We start from the raw sequence: 16,761 nt of genomic DNA on the forward strand, positions 1-16,761 counted from the left end.
CACGGCAGTGTTCCAGCCCTCGATCGATCAACTGCGCGGGCGCCAACCACTCGATCGACTGGTCCGGTGATCCCGGGCTGCGGAACTGTTGCGGCAGCTATTAACCTTGGCTCGGGAAGTCCCCCATAACTTCTGTAGTCATAACCGTGGTATCCCGATCGGAAGAGGCGAACTGCCAAGTGGCCACCGAGCCATCAGAACCTGACCCCCTTGCAGCCTTCGGTGCGAACGAATGGCTGGTCGACGAGATGTACGAGAGCTACCTCGAGGACCCTAAGTCGGTGGACCCGGCCTGGAGTGCCTACTTCGAGTCAGCCAGCTTCAAGGGGAACAGTCCGGGTGATGCGAAGCCGGTGACGTCCAGCCCGGCCGACGCTCCCCGACCCGACGCGGTGTCAGACAACAAGACCCCAGAGGCTCCGAGCCGCGGTACTGCGCCCGCCGCCCCCGCCTCCAGCCACCCGGCCGCCCAGGCCGCGGCCGCCCAGGCCGCGGCCGCGGCTCCTTCGCTCGCCGCACCGGATCCGGTTGCGGCAGTGACTCCCGCTCAGCCTGCAGCCGGCCGGCAGCCTGCCGCGGTTCAGCAGGCGCAACAGCCCCAGACACCTTCATCCTCACAAAAGGCAGCATCCACACAGAAGGCAGCGCCCGCCGGAGGCGGCGCCCCGACCGGAGGCACGGTGAACCAGCCGACCAGCGCGCAGCCCAAGCCCGCGCCCGCGACCACTGCGGACGCGGAGCGGAGGATCCTGCGCGGCGCACCCGCGCGGACCGCGCAGAACATGGAGCTCAGCCTCACGGTCCCGACCGCGACCAGCGTGCGGCAGGTGCCGGTCAAGCTGCTGATCGACAACCGGATCGTCATCAACAACCACCTGCGCCGTGCGCGCGGCGGCAAGATCTCCTTCACCCACCTGGTCGGCTGGGCCCTGGTGAAAGCGCTCAAGACGCTGCCCGAGATGAACGCGTCGTACGACGAGACCGAGGGCAAGCCGACCCTGGTCCAGCCCGAGCACATCAACCTCGGCCTGGCGATCGACATGTCGAAGCCCGACGGCACCCGGCAGCTGCTGGTCCCGTCGATCAAGGCGACCGAGTCGATGACGTTCGCCCAGTTCTGGATGGCCTACGAGGACGTCGTCCGGCGGGCCCGCGACAACAAGCTCGCGCTGCCCGACTTCCAGGGCACCACCATCAGCCTGACCAACCCCGGCACGATCGGCACCCAGCACTCGGTGCCGCGGCTGATGAGCGGCCAGGGCTGCATCATCGGCGTCGGCGCGATGGACTACCCGACGGAGTACCAGGGCGCGGCCGAGGAAACGATGGCCAAGCTCGCGGTCAGCAAGGTGATGACGCTGACCTCGACGTACGACCACCGGATCATCCAGGGCGCCCAGTCGGGTGAGTTCCTGCGCCGGCTGCACCGGCTGCTGCTCGGTGACGAGGGCTTCTACGACGAGATCTTCCACTCGCTGCGGATCCCCTACGAGCCGATCCGCTGGGCCTCCGACCTCCCGCACAGCCACGAGGAGGACATCAGCAAGCAGGCGCGCATCCTCGAGATGATCCACGCCTACCGGGTGCGCGGCCACATCATGGCCGACACGGACCCGCTGGAGTACAAGCAGCGCAGCCACCCCGACCTGGACGTCGCCACCCACGGGCTGACCCTGTGGGACCTGGACCGCGAGTTCGCCACCGGCTCCTTCGGCGCGCAGACCGACCGCCGGTTCCTGAAGCTGCGCGACATCCTCGGCATCCTGCGCGACTCGTACTGCCGGACCACCGGTATCGAGTACATGCACATCCAGGACCCCGGGCAGCGCAAGTGGATCCAGGAGCGGGTCGAGCGGCCGCACACCAAGCCGCCGCGCGAGGAGCAGTTGCGGATCCTGGCCAAGCTGAACGAGGCCGAGGCGTTCGAGACCTTCCTGCAGACCAAGTACGTCGGCCAGAAGCGGTTCTCGCTCGAGGGTGGCGAGACCACCATCCCGCTGCTCGACGAGTTGTGCGAGGAGGCGGCCGGCGCCGGCCTCGACGAGGTCACCATCGGGATGGCGCACCGCGGCCGGCTGAACGTGCTCGCCAACATCGTCGGCAAGTCGTACGGGCAGATCTTCCGCGAGTTCGACGGCAACATCGACCCGCGGACCGTGCAGGGCTCGGGTGACGTCAAGTACCACCTGGGCGCCGAGGGCGAGTTCGTCTCCGAGTTCGGCGACAAGATCAAGGTGTCGGTGGCGGCGAACCCGTCCCACCTGGAGACCGTCGACCCGGTCCTCGAGGGCATCGTCCGCGCCAAGCAGGACATCCTCGACCTGGGCGCGGCCTTCCCGGTACTGCCGGTGCTGGTCCACGGTGACGCGGCCTTCGCGGGCCAGGGCGTCGTGGCCGAGACGCTGAACCTGTCGCAGCTGCGCGGGTACCGGACCGGCGGCACGATCCACGTGATCGTCAACAACCAGGTCGGTTTCACCACCTCGCCGGCCTCGTCGCGCTCGTCGATGTACTGCACCGACGTCGCGCGGATGGTCCAGGCGCCGATCTTCCACGTGAACGGCGACGACCCCGAGGCCTGCATCCGGGTCGCGGACCTGGCCTTCGAGTACCGCCAGGCGTTCAACAAGGACGTCGTCATCGACCTGGTCTGCTACCGCCGCCGCGGTCACAACGAGGGCGACGACCCGAGCTTCACCCAGCCGCTGATGTACGACCTGATCGAGCAGAAGCGGTCCGTCCGCAAGCTGTACACCGAGGCCCTGATCGGCCGTGGCGACATCACGGTCGAAGAGGCCGAGCAGGCGATGCGCGACTTCCAGCAGCGGCTCGAGCGGGTGTTCATCGAAGTACGGGAGGCGAAGAGCCAGCCGGACACCCCGGCGCCGTACGTGACCGTCCCGGTCTACCCGGACAAGCCGGAAGGCCCGGACGCGACTGCGACGACGCCGGAGGTGCTGAAGAAGATCGCCGACGCGTACACGACGCTGCCGGAGGGCTTCACCGCGCACCCGAAGGTGATGCCGCAGCTGCAGCGCCGGGCCGCCGCGATCACGCAGGGCCCGGTCGACTGGGCCTCGGCGGAGATCACCGCCTTCGGTTCGCTGCTGCTGGCCGGTCGCCCGGTCCGGCTCGCGGGCCAGGACAGCCGGCGGGGCACGTTCGTCCAGCGGTTCGCCGCGATCATCGACCGGGTGAACGGCCAGGACTACGTCCCACTGCAGAACCTGGACGAGAAGCAGGCGAACTTCTACGTCTACGACTCACTGCTCAGCGAGTACGCCGCGCTCGGCTTCGAGTACGGGTACTCCGTGGCCCGGCCGGACGCGCTGGTGCTCTGGGAGGCGCAGTTCGGCGACTTCGTGAACGGCGCCCAGTCGATCATCGACGAGTACATCTCGGCCGGTGAGGCGAAGTGGGGCCAGAAGTCGGGTGTCGTGCTGCTGCTGCCGCACGGTTACGAGGGTCAGGGCCCGGACCACTCGTCCGCCCGGATCGAGCGCTTCATGGCACTGTGCGCCGAGAACGCGATGACGGTGGCCCAGCCGTCGACGCCGGCGTCGTACTTCCACCTGCTGCGGCGGCACACGCTGCAGGAGGAGCACAACCCGCTGATCGTCTTCACGCCGAAGCAGTTGCTCCGGTTGAAGGCAGCGGTCTCGCAGCCGGAGGAGCTGACCAGCGGTACGTTCCGCCCGGTCGTGAACGACCCCGAGGCCGAGCAGAACCCGGCCACCGTCGAGCGGGTGATCCTGTCCTCGGGCCGGATCATCTACGACCTGCTCGCCGAGCGCAAGAAGGCCGAGCCGGACAAGATCAGCACCGCCGTACTGCGGATCGAGCAGCTCTATCCCCTCCCGGCCGAGGAGATCAAGGCCGAGCTGGCGAAGTACCCGAACCTGCAGGAGATCCGCTGGGTGCAGGACGAGCCGGCGAACCAGGGCCCGTGGCCGTTCATGGCACTGAACCTGACCGAGCACCTGGGCGGCAAGCCGTTCTACCGGGTGTCGCGGCCGGCCATGTCCGCCACGTCGGTCGGCTCGCACAGCGTGCACGTCGCCGAGAACGCGACGCTGATGAAGCAGGCCTTCAGCTGACGTGTACTTCACCGACAGAGGGATCGAGGAGCTCGAGGGCCGGCGGGGCGAGGAAGAAGTCCCGTTGGCCTGGGTCGCCGAGCGGCTGCGCGAGTTCGTCGACCTGAACCCCGACTTCGAGACCCCGATCGAACGCTTCGCCACCTGGCTCGCCAGGCTGGACGACGAGGACGACTAGACCCCTTTTGATTTAGTTTGGGCAGATGCCCTTCGCCAATCACCCCGTACGACGGGTTGCCGCGGCGGAGGGCATCAGCGTTTCGCGGGCCTGGCCGCACACGATCCCGGCGGTGCGGCAACTGCTGACGGACGGGCTCGACCTGGGCCCTGGCGTGACCTTCCTGGTCGGCGAGAACGGCGCGGGCAAGTCCACCCTGGTCGAGGCGATCGCCGTCGCGTTCGGTCTTTCACCCGAGGGCGGCTCCACCGGGGCTCGGCTGACCACCCGGGCGACCGAGTCATCGCTGTCCGACGATCTCCAGCTGACCCGGGGAGCCGGCGCCCCACGCGCTGGCTTCTTCCTGCGCGCGGAGACAATGCACGGCTTCTACACGTACTTGGAGGACAACCCGCGGCCCAGCGGCCCCGAGGACCTGCCGTTCCACCGAATGAGCCACGGCGAGAGCTTTCTCAGCCTGATCGGTGACCGCTTCAACCGCCGCGGCTTCTACTGCCTGGACGAACCCGAGTCCGCCCTGTCGTTCTCGTCCAGCCTCGCCGTCGTCGGCGTACTCGACCAGCTGGCGAAGTCCGGCTCCCAGGTCCTTTGCGCCACCCACTCCCCCGTCATCGCGGCCCTTCCCGGCGCCACGATCCTCGAAGTCGGCGACTGGGGCATCCGCGAGTCGTCCTGGAACGACCTGGAACTCGTCCAGAGCTGGCGCGCCTACCTCGACACCCCAGAACGCTACCTACGCCACATCACGGGCGCTGGAAGCGAACCTGACCGACCCTGAGCGCATCGCGGCCGAGCGCAGTACCTCCTGAGACAGCACAGGATGCAGGGGCCGCCGCCTGAACGACGGCCCTCGCATCACCTCACTGGGTGAAGACGTCGCCGACCTTGAGGGCCGTGAGCTTGCCGTACCTCGCCCAGCCGTCGTAGGTCGAGCAGTACAGCGTGGCAGTGCCCGGCTCGTTCAGGGTGAGCACATCCTGAACACTGACCGGGATCCGGGGAGAGGTGATGCTCCAGCCGAGCCGCACCGGGGTCACGTCGCCCGTGCTCAGCTTGCAGTACCCGTTCTGGTTGTCGCCGTCCAAGTTCTGCAGCTCCGCCTTGCCGAACAGCGCGTACGAGCCGGCCGGCAGATAGACCGAAGCCACCTTCGTCTCCGTGTGATTGTGGAGCTCAACGGTCCCACCGGCCTGGTAGGCGCCGCTGAAACCATCGTCACCCTTCGCTCCCTGGGCGCCTTGCGGGCCAGTCTGGCCGGCCGGGCCCTGAGCACCGGTCTCACCCGTGGCGCCTGTCGCCCCAACAGGCCCAACCGGCCCGACAGGTCCCACCGGGCCTTGCGGACCCGTCTGACTCCAGGTCACCGGGAGCTCGTTGGACCGGCAGCGCCCGTCGTCCGACACCCGCAGGTTGCCCTTGTCCTGCAGCAGGCCGCCCTTGTTGTAGCAGCCGTGGATCTCGCCACCCTCGTCCGGAACGGCCGCGTAAGCAGCCGTTCCCGCACCGATCAGCCCTACCGCGGCCACGATTCCCGCCAGCCGTGCTTTTTTCATGAGATGAGCCCTCCCCTGGTCGGCTGCCCCGATCGGACGAACAGCCAGATCCTCACGAGCTGGCTCAGCCACGCTCAACTTAGGTGCCCGAAGCACCTACTCGGGCCGAACCTGACCCGGCGGCCATCGCGCTGTGCCCTTAAGGCCCGGCCCGGGTTGCCCAGGTGAGCAGGAGATGCTGAACCGGCTAGTCCGTATGAGGCGGGCGGCGGCGCAGGGGCGGGTCGGGGGCGAGGGATCCGTCGGGGGCGATGTGCTCGAAGATCTGGTCGACCATGTTCAGGACGTGCGGGTCGTCGACGGTGTAGATGTGCCGGCGGCCCTCCCGCCGGGCCGTGATGATGCCGGCCAGCCGGAGCTTGCCGAGGTGCTGGCTGGCGGTGGCGATGCTCACACCCACGCGCTCGGCCAGCGTGCCGACGTCGTACTCCCCCTGCGCCGCCAGTGAGACCAGGTGCAGCCTGACGGGCGCCGAGAGCATCGCGAACGTGCTGGCGGCGGAGTCGAGTTGGGCTCGCGTCGGTTCCGGGGGTGTTGTCATTGCGCAGTCATTGTGACCGCTCGGAAGGTCCCTTGGAACGCGGCAGGCCGTGGGTGAGTACGGTCTCATACTTGCGCAATTGCGCAAGTATCGAAATGGTGGCACCCTTGATCAGGTGATCAGAGCGATTCGCCCCGTCCTGCTGCTGCTTCTCGTGGCTGTTCCGGCCCTCGTACTGCGGGCCTCCGGAGTGCATCCGGCGCCCCCGCTGGCCATCGTCGTCTTCGGCCTCGCCGTAGTCGCCGCGTCGTTCGTGCTGGCCTGGGCGGCCGAAGCGGCCGAGGTCGACATCTCGGGCGGCCTGGCGATCGCACTGCTCGCGGTCATCGCGGTCCTCCCGGAGTACGCGGTGGATCTGTACTTCGCCCACACGGCCGGCAGCAAGCCGGAGTACGTCGCCTACGCGGCCGCGAACATGACCGGCTCCAACCGGCTACTGCTCGGCCTCGGCTGGTCGAGCGTCGTGCTGATCAGCCTGTACGTCGCCAGCAAGCGCAGCGGCCGGACGGTCAAGGCTCTGGTGCTCGAATCGGGCTACCGCCGCGAGCTGGGCTTCCTGGCCGTTGCCAGCATCGTCGCCTTCATCATCCCGCTGACCGGGCAGATCCACCTGCTCCTCGGCATCGCCCTACTGGCCTTCTTCGCGTACTACCTCTGGCGCGCGGCTGCGGCCGACCACAACGACGAGCCGGACCTGGTCGGCCCGGCCGCCCGAATCGGCGGGCTCGGCAAGGTGCAGCGGCGGACCACGGTGATCTCGATGTTCGTGGTGTCGGCCGGGGTGATCCTGCTGTCGGCAGAGCCGTTCGCGAACTCACTGGTCGAGGGTGGACGCGCGCTGGGCATCGACCAGTTCCTGCTCGTGCAGTGGTTGGCTCCGCTGGCGTCCGAGGCGCCGGAGTTCATCGTGGCGATCCTGTTCGCCTGGCGCGGCAAGGGGGCAGCCGCTCTAGGCCTGCTCATCTCCGCGAAGGTGAACCAGTGGACGCTGCTGATCGGTAGCCTCCCGATCGCCTACGGCATCGGTGGCGGCCCTGCGGCGCTGCAGCTGGACGGGCGGCAGGTCGAGGAGTTCCTGCTGACCGCGACCCAGACGGTGCTGGGCCTGGCCGTCCTGCTGAGCCTGCGCTTCCCGCGGTGGGCTGCTTGGACGCTACTCGGGTTGTTCGCGGTGCAGTTCGCAGTACCGGGTCAGACTGGCCGCTATGTGCTCTCGAGCATCTACCTGGTGCTGGCGATCGCAGCGATCATCTACAACCGCCAGTACGTCGTAGCCACCCTGACGTCACCGTTCCGCCGCACCCCGAAGGTTGCAGCGGAACGGGAACTGATCGGAGTCTGAAGCTAACGTCCGAAGAAGTGTCGAGGACGTCCCTCCGCTTCTTCGGACGTAAGCGAGTTGGTCAGCTGGCCTGCTGCTCCTCGACCATTGGGGTCGGGCGGCGGCGCTCCTGCGGGCCGGGGCGGCCGCGGCGGCGACCTGAGAGGAACTTCTCGCCGGCGGCGGTACCGGTGAACTTGGTCCGGCGGGCCCACTCACGGCACTCTTCGACCACCGGGCACGAGGTCAAGCAGATCGCCTGCGCCTTGCGCTGCTCCCAGGCGCTCGCGGTCTCGTCGTACGCCGGCGCCTGGCCGATGCACGCAGCACGCATCATCCAGCGGTCGGCGGGGTCGGCGATCACCGTCAAGGTCGGCCTCATGGGCACTCCTGCTCGCATTCATCGATCGGGCGGATCGAACCCGTGGGGGTTTCCCGCGGTACGACCAGCGTGCGCCAGCCTCGTTGCCCCGGTGCGACGGCAATGTTTCAGGGATGAAACGTCAGGCCGGGTCTATGTCACATCCGTGCCGCTGTCAGCACCGGGCTCGGCGCCGCTGCGAGCAAGCTCCGCACGGTCTCCTCAGCACAAGCCCTGTTGGCCCCGATGCCACCCTGCGCCCCGCGCTTGATCCACCCGGTCACGTAATGCCCGGGCCGCCCGATCACCGCCCCACGATCGTTCGGCACGATCCCCCGCCGCTCATCGAACGGCAACCCAGGCACGGCCTGCCCCACAAACCCGATCGCCGCGAAGAGGTTGCCCGCCGGGACGACCCCACGGTCGGTGGTAAGCCCGGCCGCCGCATCCCACGCGACAGGCGTCGTGCTGAAGCACAAAACAATCCGCCGCCCCGGCCGCGGCAAAGCCCCCAACTCCACCCGCCCCCGGCAAACCCCACGCAGCAACTCCTCAGCCCCACGCTCCTCAACCGACTGCGAGACCCCAGTGCCTTGCCCCTCCCTCGACCGCGGTTCGGCGCGGAGCGCCGGACTGTGGTCGAGGGTGTTCTCGTCGACGACCACCTCGACTCCGTCGAGGGCGAGGAGGTCGCGGAGTGCCGAGGCGGAGTACGCCGCCGACTCGGGGCCGCGGCGGCCGAGGATTACTACTTCGGTGATTCCGCTGTCTTGCAGGGCGGCGCGGACTACCGGTGGGAGATCGAGACCGGCCAGGCGGCGGTCGTCGCTGATTAGAAGGCGGGCCAGGTCGAGGGCCACGTTGCCGTTGCCGACGATCACCGCGCGCGGGCCGGTCAACGCCACCGGCAAGCTGGTGACGCCTGGGCGGCCGTTGTACCAGGCAACCATGTCGGCGGCCGAGCAACTGCCGGCACCGTCTTCCCCGGGAATCCCGAGTCGCCGGCTCTGGTACGACCCGACCGCGTGTACCACCGCGTCGTACCGATTCTCCAGCTCCTCCACGACCGCCTCGGTGCCCGGTCGCCACTGGACCCGGGGATGCTCGAGGACCCGGGTGAAGGTCTCGACGATCTGCTTGGTCATCGGATGATCCGGCGCCACCCCGAAGCGCGCCAGCCCACCCACCACCGGCAGCCGGTCGTACACAGTCACCTCAGCCGTACTGCGAAGCAGCAACTCGCGCGCCGCGTACATCCCCGCCGGCCCGGCCCCGACGACCGCGACCCGCCGAGGCCCGCCGGTCCAGGGTAGGAAGGTCGGTGCCTCCCAGGTGTCCAGATCGAGCGCATTCAGCGCCGGCCGCTCAGCGAAGTACGAGCGATTCAGTTCCACCTCGACCGGCGTCGCCTGGTCGGCGGGTTTGGCCGCGTCGACCGGGCAGACATCGGCGCACGCGCCACAGTCGATGCAGGTCCGCGGATCGATGAACAGACCGTCCGTAGTACCGAAACCACCCGCACCAGGCGACGGATGGATGCTGTTCATCGGGCAGACCGCGACGCAACTCGCGTCCGAGCAGCAGTCCCCGGCGATCACGTAGGTCATCAGCGCAGCCCGGTACGCCGATACACCCGCGTCGCCGCCGGAGTGAGCAGCCCCACCTCGCCGAGGAAGTCCATCAGGTTGGCGCAGCTGGACCGGAGCAACGCGCGGTGATGCTCATTGGCCCGTGCCTCGCGGACAGCGCGGTCCGCGTCGAGTCCCGCGTTCGCATAGACGGCGCGAGTCACCATGCTGGTCAGGATCACGTCGGCGACCACCGCGATCAGCAAGGCGCTCGTCCAGCGGCGGGCACCGCCGGCACCGACCAGCCGTTGCCTCGTCTCCTCCCGGGCGAACACCATGTGCCGGGACTCCTCGACGACGTGGATGTGGTTCACCGTCCGGACCATCGGGGCGACCCGCCGATCACGCATCCAGTCGCGCTGCATCACATCGAGCACCTCCTCGGCGACCAGGATCGCGGCGTACGCGGTCTCGCCCCTGGCCAACGTCTTGAACGCTCGCCCGAGCTCCCGGGCGAGCGCCCGCGGCCGGTACTCCACGTCGACCAGCCGACCCGTCAGCCGGGCGAACATGATCGAGTGCCGGCACTCGTCGGCGATCTCGGTCAGCGACCACTGGAACTCCGCACTGGCCGGATTCAGGCTATAAACATCACGGAGGATCAACTGCTGAAGGATGAGCTCGAACCAGATCCCGGTGGAGGCGACCGACGCCGCCTCGTGCCGGGTCAGCTCCCGCCGCTGGGCTTCGTTCAGCTCTTCCCAATAAGCAGTGCCATAAAGCGTGCTCCACTCCGGGCTCAGGCCGTAGCCGTCGCCGAGCGGGGCCTCCCAGTCGATCTCCGTCTCCGGATCGCGGGACAGCCGGGCCGAAGAGTCGAGCAGTCGCCGTGCGGTCTCGTCCGTGCCGTGCATGGAGCACCTCCCGCTTGATACAACACTCTCTATGTAACATAGATCGTGTATCGAAGCGAGGCAACCCCGGGGTCACTGAGCGGGACGGACCATCCTGATCTCCGGTACGCCGAAGTACGGCTCGTCGACCCGCGAGCCGTCCTCGGTGAAGCCCTGGCGGCGATAGAAGGCCTTCGCTCGTTCGTTGTCCGCCAGCAGCCACAGGCTGGCCGCTTCCCGACCGATCGCCATGTCCAGCAGCCGGTACCCGAGCCCGCTCCCCCACCACTTCTCGCGCACGTAGATCGCGTACAGCTCCAGCGGCGTGGGCGCATCCTCATCGCGAGCCGGCCCGGGCGAGGAGTACCCGACCACCCGGTCCCGGACCGCAGCCGACGGATCCGGGTTGATCGCGATCCAGCGCAGTACGCCGGACTCGAGCGCGCTCGTCCAGCGCTCGATCCGCAGGCCGATGTCGTTCGTCTTCTCGGCCAGCCGCTCCGGGTCGACGATTCCGGCGTACGCCTCCTGCCAGCACGTCAGGTGACACCAGGCGCCGGCCTCCGCGTCCGCGACCGAAGCGCGGCGAATCTCGATCTCCACTCAGACAGTGAAGACGATCTTGCCGAAGACGTCACCCGCATTCAGCTTCGCGAACCCCTCGCGCGCGTCGGCGAGCGCGAAGGTGCTGTCGATGTGCGGCCGGATCCCGGCGTTCGCCATGAACTGCACCAGCTCGGCCAGCTCAGTCCGGGTGCCCATCGTCGAGCCCTGCACGCGCAGCTGCAGGAAGAAGATCCGGTTGAGCTCGGCCGACTTCGGCGCCTGCCCGCTGGTCGCGCCGGAGATCACCAGCGTGCCGCCCTGCTTGAGCGACTTCATCGAGTGCGACCAGGTCGCCTGCCCGACGGTCTCCATCACCGCATCCACCCGCTCAGGCAACCGCGCCCCGGACTCGAATGCCTCATGCGCCCCGATCTCGACCGCCTTGGCCCGCTTGCCCTCATCGCGACTGGTCGCCCAGACCCGAAGACCGGCAGCCCGCGCGAGCGTGATCAGCGATGACGCGACCCCACCGCCCGCCCCCTGGACCAGCACGGTGTCGCCCGGCTTCAGGTCGGACTGCGTGAACAACATCCGGTACGCCGTCAGCCACGCGGTCGGCAGACAAGCCGCCTCTTCGAAACTCAACCCAGCAGGCTTCGGTACGACGTTGCGCGCCGGTACCGCGATCTTCTCGGCCAAGGTGCCCTGGTAGCGCTCACTCAGCAGCGACCGCTTGGGGTCGAGCGTCTCGTCGCCCTTCCACTCCGGATCCGAGATGACCGCATGCACGACGACCTCATTGCCGTCCGGGTCGATCCCCGCCGCGTCACACCCCAGAATCATCGGCAGGTTGGCTTCCGGCAGCCCGACCCCCTTCAACGACCACAGGTCGTGATGGTTGAGCGCAGTCGCCTTGACGTCAACGGTCACCCACCCGTCAGCCGGCACCGGCTCCGGCCGCTCCCCCACCTCCAACGCGGAGATCGGATCGTCGGCAGCAAACCTGGCAGCGTAAGCAGCAAGCATGTCCCTCACCTCAGGCAGTCGTCGGTCCACCACTTAGAGCAGTCTCGAATAGAAAGCTTTCTACCGCGACTCTGTCGCACACTCGATCGGGTCGACCACGAAGTACCAGGAGCCTGGACCACGATCGAACAGCTGAGGAGACCAGGATGCCGAAATTCATTCACTGGCGACGCGGCAAGCTCATCGCCGCAGCCGCCATCGCACTGGCAACCCTGACGGTGCCGGCTCAGGCCGCCACCGTCGAGCCGGCCACCCCAAGGGCCGCAGTGATCGAGAACTCCGCAATCGGGCCGATGGCTTGCGTACCGGACAACGCCGGGGCCACCACCTCCCGGTTCGGCAACGAGATCCGAGGCGTTGCCGGCCTCTTCAACTGCAGCGGTGGCGTGTACTACGTGACCGTCACCCTGCAGTGGCACCGATGGTTCGGTTGGAGCGACCTGAGCTCTTGGACCGGCTACCTCCAGCCGGGTGAGCTCAAGCGGCTCTACTACAACTGCAGCGGAACCGGCACCTATACGTATCGCACCTACATCTCCGGGCGGACCGCCGGCGGGGATCCCTGGTTCCGGGAGTCCAACCAGATCACCGAGAACTGCTGACCAGGCCTCCGCACCCGATCCGTCCCTCGGCGCGCTCGACCGGCGCCGAGGGGCGGGCCGGTCAGCCTCGGGCGACACCGTCGCGCTGGGCCGCATCGGCGACAGCGGCGGCTACTGCGGGGGCCACTCGGGGGTCGAATGGCGACGGGATGACGTAGTCCGCGCGCAACTCGTCCTCGGGGATCAGGTTGGCCAGTGCTTCGGCGGCGGCCAGTTTCATGCCTTCGGTGATCCGGCTGGCGTTGACGTCGAAGGCGCCCCGGAAGATGCCGGGGAAGGCCAGCACGTTGTTGATCTGGTTGGGGAAGTCCGAGCGACCCGTTGCGACCACCGCGGCGTGGCGGTGGGCGATGTCGGGGTGGACCTCGGGGTTCGGGTTGGCGAGGGCGAAGATGATCGCGCCCGGGGCCATCCGCGCGATGGCCTCCTCGGGCACCGTGCCGCCCGAGACGCCCAGGAAGACGTCCGCGCCGTCGAGTGCATCGACCAGCCGGCCGGAGATCCCGCCAGTGTTGGTGTCCTTGGCGAGCGAGAGCTTGACCGGGTTCAGGTCGGCGCGATCCTCGTGCAGAACACCCTTGCTGTCCACGACGGCCAGGTCGCCGACGCCCGCCTGCAGCAGGATCCGCGCACACGCGACCCCGGCGGCACCCGCACCGGAGATCACCACGCGGATGTCCTCCATAGACTTGCCCGTCAGCCGCAGCGCGTTGCGCAACGCGGCCAGTACGACGACCGCCGTACCGTGCTGGTCGTCGTGGAAGACGGGGATGTCGAGGCGTTCCTTCAGCCGGCGCTCGATCTCGAAGCAGCGCGGGGCGGAGATGTCCTCCAGGTTGATGCCACCGAAGGTCGGTGCCAGCCGGACAACCGTCTCGACGAACTCGTCCACGTCGGTGCAGTCGAGCGCGATCGGCACCGAGTCGACGCCGCCGAACTCCTTGAACAGCAGGGCCTTGCCCTCCATCACCGGCAACGACGCGGCCGGCCCGATGTTGCCGAGTCCGAGCACCGCGGTGCCGTCGGTGACGACCGCGACCACGTTGGACTTCCAGGTGTACTTGCGGACCAGCGACGGGTCCTCCGCGATGGCGGTACAGACCCGGGCGACGCCGGGGGTGTAGGCGCGGGACAGTTCGTCGGCGTTGCTCACGTGGACCGAGGAGGTCACCTCGATCTTGCCGCCGAGGTGCAGCTCGAAGACCGGGTCACCGGCGTACGGATCGGCGGCGGGCACAGCGGCAACGGACGGGAATGGTTCGGCGACCATGAAAGGGACCCTTCACTTCGGAAGTACAGGCAGAAGTAGGCAGAATGTGCGGTTTGGGCGTTCGATGAGGGTGCGTCGAACGGCGCCGTTGCCAGGGGGTCACCCGTCGTTACGAGTAAACCACACGAGTCACTGGTCCTATCTGTGAGGGACCCCACACCAGAACCGTCCGGTGACGATCGAGTCTCGTCGGTGCCGAGCACCCCTCAGGTGACTGCCTGCTGTGCCAGGATTCTGAAGATCCGGTCCGGGGATCGTCCGGGCCGGCTTCGACAACCGGCACGAGGAGTACTCGCGATGAATATCGTCCCCACTCTCCGCACGCGCCGCCGCCTGGTGGCAGCCACCTCGGCCGCGGTACTCGCACTGTCCCTGGCCGCCTGCGGTGGCGACGACTCCGGCGGTGGCGGCGGCAGCGAAGACAAGGCCAAGGCGGCCGGCATCACGCTGGTCCAGCCCGGCAAGCTGACCGTCTGCACGCACCTGTCCTACAAGCCGTTCGAGTACAAGGACGGCACCAAGGTGATCGGCTTCGACGTCGATCTGCTCGACCTGGTCGCCAAGGACCTCGGCCTGGAGCAGGAAGTGGTCAGCATCGAGTGGGCCCAGGTCACCTCCGGCGCCGCGTACCAGGCCAAGAAGTGCGACATGGGCATGGGCGCGATGACCATCAACGCCTCCCGCAAGGCCGCGATCGGGATCACCGACCCCTACATGGACGCCACCCAGGTCCTGCTGGTCAAGAAGGGCGCCCCGTACAAGACGCTCGAGGACCTGAAGGGCAAGAAGGTCGGCGTCCAGGCCGACACCACCGGCAAGGACTACGTCACCGCCGCCTCCAAGACGATCGGCTTCGAGGTGGTCGTGTTCAACGACCTCGCGCTGCAGACCAACAACGTGAAGTCCGGCCGGGTCGACGCCGGGGTCAACGACAACGGCGCGCTCTTCTCCTTCGTCAAGGACAACCCGGACACCGAGGTGACCGCCGAGTTCAACACCGGCGAGCAGTACGGCTTCGCGGCCAAGAAGGACGACCCCAGCGGCACCAAGCTGATCGCGAAGTTCAACGAACTGCTCGCCAAGGCCAAGACCGACGGCAGCTACAACGAGATCTTCAAGAAGTGGTTCGGGGTTGAGCCGAAGAAGTGACCTCCACCGACACCGACACCGACACCGTTCCTGAGCCGCGCCGGGGCCTGAGTCCGCGCCGGCGAGCCAGGCGGTCCCGCGGGATCCAGTACGCCGTCCTGATCGTCATCGTCGTGGTCGCGGCCTTCACGGCCGACTGGGGCCAGATCGTCGACGTCTTCTTCAGCCCGAAGTTCATCGAGCAGTCGTTCACCTCCGGACTGCCCGGCGCCTTCGTGAAGACGCTCGAGTACACGGCCGGCGCGTTCGTGATCGGCCTGCTCGGCGGGACCCTGCTGGCCCTGATGCGGCTCAGCCAGGTGGCGCCGTACCGCTGGCTGGCCACCGCCTACATCGAGTTCTTCCGCGGTCTGCCGGCGATCATCGTGTTCGTCGCGTTCAGCCTGCTGCCGCTCGCGTTCGAGAACCTGGTCATCCCGTTCGACCCGTACGGCACGGTCTGGCTGGCACTCGGCATCGTCGCCGCGGCCTACATGGCCGAGGTGATCCGGGCCGGGATCCAGGCCGTACCGCGGGGCCAGGTCGAGGCCGCTCGTTCGCTCGGGATGCCGTCGGGCCTGGCGACCCGCAAGATCGTCCTGCCGCAGGCGTTCCGGATCGTCCTGCCGCCGCTGGGCAACGACCTGATCCTGCTGGTCAAGGACTCGTCGCTGGTCTTCATCATCGGCACCACGGCGGCCGACTACGAGCTGACCGGCTTCGGCCGCGACCTGGCCAACACGGCGTCGAACCTGACGCCGCTGGTCACCGCGGGCTTCTGCTATCTGATCATCACCCTGCCACTGGGCCTGCTGGTCCGCTGGCTGGAGGCCAAGGCTGCGAGGGCGAACTGATGAGCGCACTGGTCGAAATCAAGAACCTGCACAAGTCGTTCGGCAGCAACCACGTGCTGCGCGGTATCGACTTCACCGTCGAGGAGGGCGAGGTCGTCTGCGTGATCGGCCCGTCCGGTTCGGGCAAGTCGACGCTGCTGCGCTGCGTCAACCTGCTCGAGGTACCGGAGCAGGGTCAGGTGCTCGTCAGCGGTGAGGACATCACCGACCCGGACTGCCACCTGGACGCCGCCCGGGCCCGGATCGGGATGGTGTTCCAGCAGTTCAACCTGTTCCCGCACCTGTCCGTCCTGACCAACTGCACAGTGGCGCAGACGACGGTACTGCGGCGCAACGCGGCCACGGCCGAGCAGATCGCGCGGGACAACCTGGACCGCGTCGGCCTGAACGACAAGGTCGACGCCTACCCGATGCAACTGTCGGGTGGCCAGCAACAACGAGTCGCGATCGCCCGGGCGCTCTCGATGGATCCGGCGCTGATGCTGTTCGACGAGCCCACCTCGGCGCTCGACCCCGAGCTCGTCGGCGATGTCCTGACGGTGATGCGCAAGCTCGCCCTGGACGGGATGACGATGCTCGTCGTCACCCATGAGATGGCCTTCGCCCGCGAGGTCGCCGACCGGGTGGTCTTCATGGACGGCGGCGTGATCGTCGAGCAGGGCCCGCCGGCCGAGGTGATCGGCAACCCGCAGCAGGAGCGCACCCGCACCTTCCTGCGCCGGGTGCTCGACCCCACCCACGTCGAGCCGAGCTGACCGTTGCCCCAAGCAACCTAAAGGATCACTACCTGTGCGCGGTCGCCGACACTACGTGGCGACCGCGC

16 protein-coding genes are annotated in these 16,761 nt (G+C 68.0%); 8 read left to right on the forward strand and 8 right to left on the reverse strand.

The window, feature by feature from the left end; all coding sequences use genetic code 11:
- Positions 1 to 179: 179 nt before the first annotated feature.
- Genes G3I17_RS19295 through G3I17_RS19300 form a run of 3 tightly spaced genes read left to right on the forward strand, consistent with a single transcriptional unit; the run spans position 180 to position 5,053 of the window.
- Positions 180 to 4,097 (forward strand): multifunctional oxoglutarate decarboxylase/oxoglutarate dehydrogenase thiamine pyrophosphate-binding subunit/dihydrolipoyllysine-residue succinyltransferase subunit, encoded by a 3,918-nt coding sequence (locus tag G3I17_RS19295; protein ID WP_343238352.1) that lies wholly within the window; start codon positions 180 to 182, stop codon positions 4,095 to 4,097.
- A gap of 1 nt (position 4,098) precedes the next feature.
- Positions 4,099 to 4,275 (forward strand): DUF6104 family protein, encoded by a 177-nt coding sequence (locus G3I17_RS39890; protein ID WP_020389457.1) that lies wholly within the window; start codon positions 4,099 to 4,101, stop codon positions 4,273 to 4,275.
- A gap of 25 nt (positions 4,276 to 4,300) precedes the next feature.
- Positions 4,301 to 5,053 (forward strand): AAA family ATPase, encoded by a 753-nt coding sequence (locus G3I17_RS19300; protein WP_164598163.1) that lies wholly within the window; start codon positions 4,301 to 4,303, stop codon positions 5,051 to 5,053.
- 82 nt (positions 5,054 to 5,135) lie between these two features.
- Here G3I17_RS19300 and G3I17_RS19305 read toward each other — a convergent pair whose 3' ends face one another.
- Entirely contained in the window at positions 5,136 to 5,828 is a 693-nt protein-coding gene (locus G3I17_RS19305) for a collagen-like protein (protein WP_164598165.1), read from the reverse strand.
- 187 nt (positions 5,829 to 6,015) lie between these two features.
- Positions 6,016 to 6,369 carry a metalloregulator ArsR/SmtB family transcription factor gene (locus G3I17_RS19310; protein ID WP_164598167.1) on the reverse strand — a complete coding sequence of 118 codons (354 nt, stop codon included), beginning with the start codon at positions 6,367 to 6,369 and terminating at the stop codon, positions 6,016 to 6,018.
- 115 nt (positions 6,370 to 6,484) lie between these two features.
- Here G3I17_RS19310 and G3I17_RS19315 point away from each other — a divergent pair, with 115 nt between their 5' ends.
- Positions 6,485 to 7,711, forward strand: a complete 1,227-nt coding sequence (locus G3I17_RS19315; RefSeq protein WP_164598169.1) for a sodium:proton exchanger — start codon at positions 6,485 to 6,487, stop codon at positions 7,709 to 7,711.
- Between the two features lie 61 nt (positions 7,712 to 7,772).
- Here the strand turns inward: G3I17_RS19315 and G3I17_RS19320 are convergent, their stop codons facing one another.
- The 5 genes from G3I17_RS19320 to G3I17_RS19340 form a co-directional block, all read right to left on the reverse strand.
- Entirely contained in the window at positions 7,773 to 8,072 is a 300-nt protein-coding gene (locus G3I17_RS19320) for a WhiB family transcriptional regulator (protein ID WP_164598171.1), read from the reverse strand.
- A gap of 137 nt (positions 8,073 to 8,209) precedes the next feature.
- Positions 8,210 to 9,658, reverse strand: a complete 1,449-nt coding sequence (locus G3I17_RS19325; protein ID WP_164598173.1) for an FAD-dependent oxidoreductase — start codon at positions 9,656 to 9,658, stop codon at positions 8,210 to 8,212.
- Positions 9,658 to 10,533 carry a diiron oxygenase gene (locus tag G3I17_RS19330; protein WP_164598175.1) on the reverse strand — a complete coding sequence of 292 codons (876 nt, stop codon included), beginning with the start codon at positions 10,531 to 10,533 and terminating at the stop codon, positions 9,658 to 9,660. The genes G3I17_RS19325 and G3I17_RS19330 overlap by 1 nt, the downstream gene beginning before the upstream one ends.
- A gap of 72 nt (positions 10,534 to 10,605) precedes the next feature.
- Positions 10,606 to 11,115, reverse strand: a complete 510-nt coding sequence (locus G3I17_RS19335) for a GNAT family N-acetyltransferase (protein ID WP_164598177.1) — start codon at positions 11,113 to 11,115, stop codon at positions 10,606 to 10,608.
- Entirely contained in the window at positions 11,116 to 12,084 is a 969-nt protein-coding gene (locus tag G3I17_RS19340) for a zinc-binding dehydrogenase (protein WP_164598179.1), read from the reverse strand. It lies immediately after the preceding gene.
- Between the two features lie 146 nt (positions 12,085 to 12,230).
- On the opposite strand from G3I17_RS19340, the gene G3I17_RS19345 reads away from it, so the two are divergent.
- The gene (locus G3I17_RS19345; protein WP_164598181.1) at positions 12,231 to 12,686 is read left to right on the forward strand and encodes a hypothetical protein; all 456 of its coding nucleotides are present in this window, start codon (positions 12,231 to 12,233) and stop codon (positions 12,684 to 12,686) included.
- Positions 12,687 to 12,747: 61 nt separating this feature from the next.
- On the opposite strand, the gene G3I17_RS19350 is transcribed toward G3I17_RS19345, so the two are convergent.
- Entirely contained in the window at positions 12,748 to 13,956 is a 1,209-nt protein-coding gene (locus tag G3I17_RS19350; protein WP_203590455.1) for an NADP-dependent malic enzyme, read from the reverse strand.
- A gap of 297 nt (positions 13,957 to 14,253) precedes the next feature.
- On the opposite strand from G3I17_RS19350, the gene G3I17_RS19355 reads away from it, so the two are divergent.
- The 3 genes from G3I17_RS19355 to G3I17_RS19365 are packed head-to-tail and all read left to right on the forward strand — an operon-like array spanning position 14,254 to position 16,693.
- Entirely contained in the window at positions 14,254 to 15,105 is an 852-nt protein-coding gene (locus G3I17_RS19355) for an ABC transporter substrate-binding protein (RefSeq protein WP_164598183.1), read from the forward strand.
- On the forward strand, positions 15,102 to 15,938 hold the full coding sequence (locus G3I17_RS19360; protein ID WP_164598185.1) for an amino acid ABC transporter permease: 837 nt from the start codon (positions 15,102 to 15,104) through the stop codon (positions 15,936 to 15,938). The genes G3I17_RS19355 and G3I17_RS19360 overlap by 4 nt, the downstream gene beginning before the upstream one ends.
- Positions 15,938 to 16,693, forward strand: coding sequence for an amino acid ABC transporter ATP-binding protein (locus tag G3I17_RS19365; protein WP_164598187.1), 756 nt, complete (start codon positions 15,938 to 15,940; stop codon positions 16,691 to 16,693). The genes G3I17_RS19360 and G3I17_RS19365 overlap by 1 nt, the downstream gene beginning before the upstream one ends.
- Positions 16,694 to 16,761 lie beyond the last annotated feature (68 nt).

This window comes from Streptomyces sp. SID13031 (genome assembly GCF_010548305.1).
Taxonomy (GTDB): Bacteria; Actinomycetota; Actinomycetes; order Propionibacteriales; family Kribbellaceae; genus Kribbella.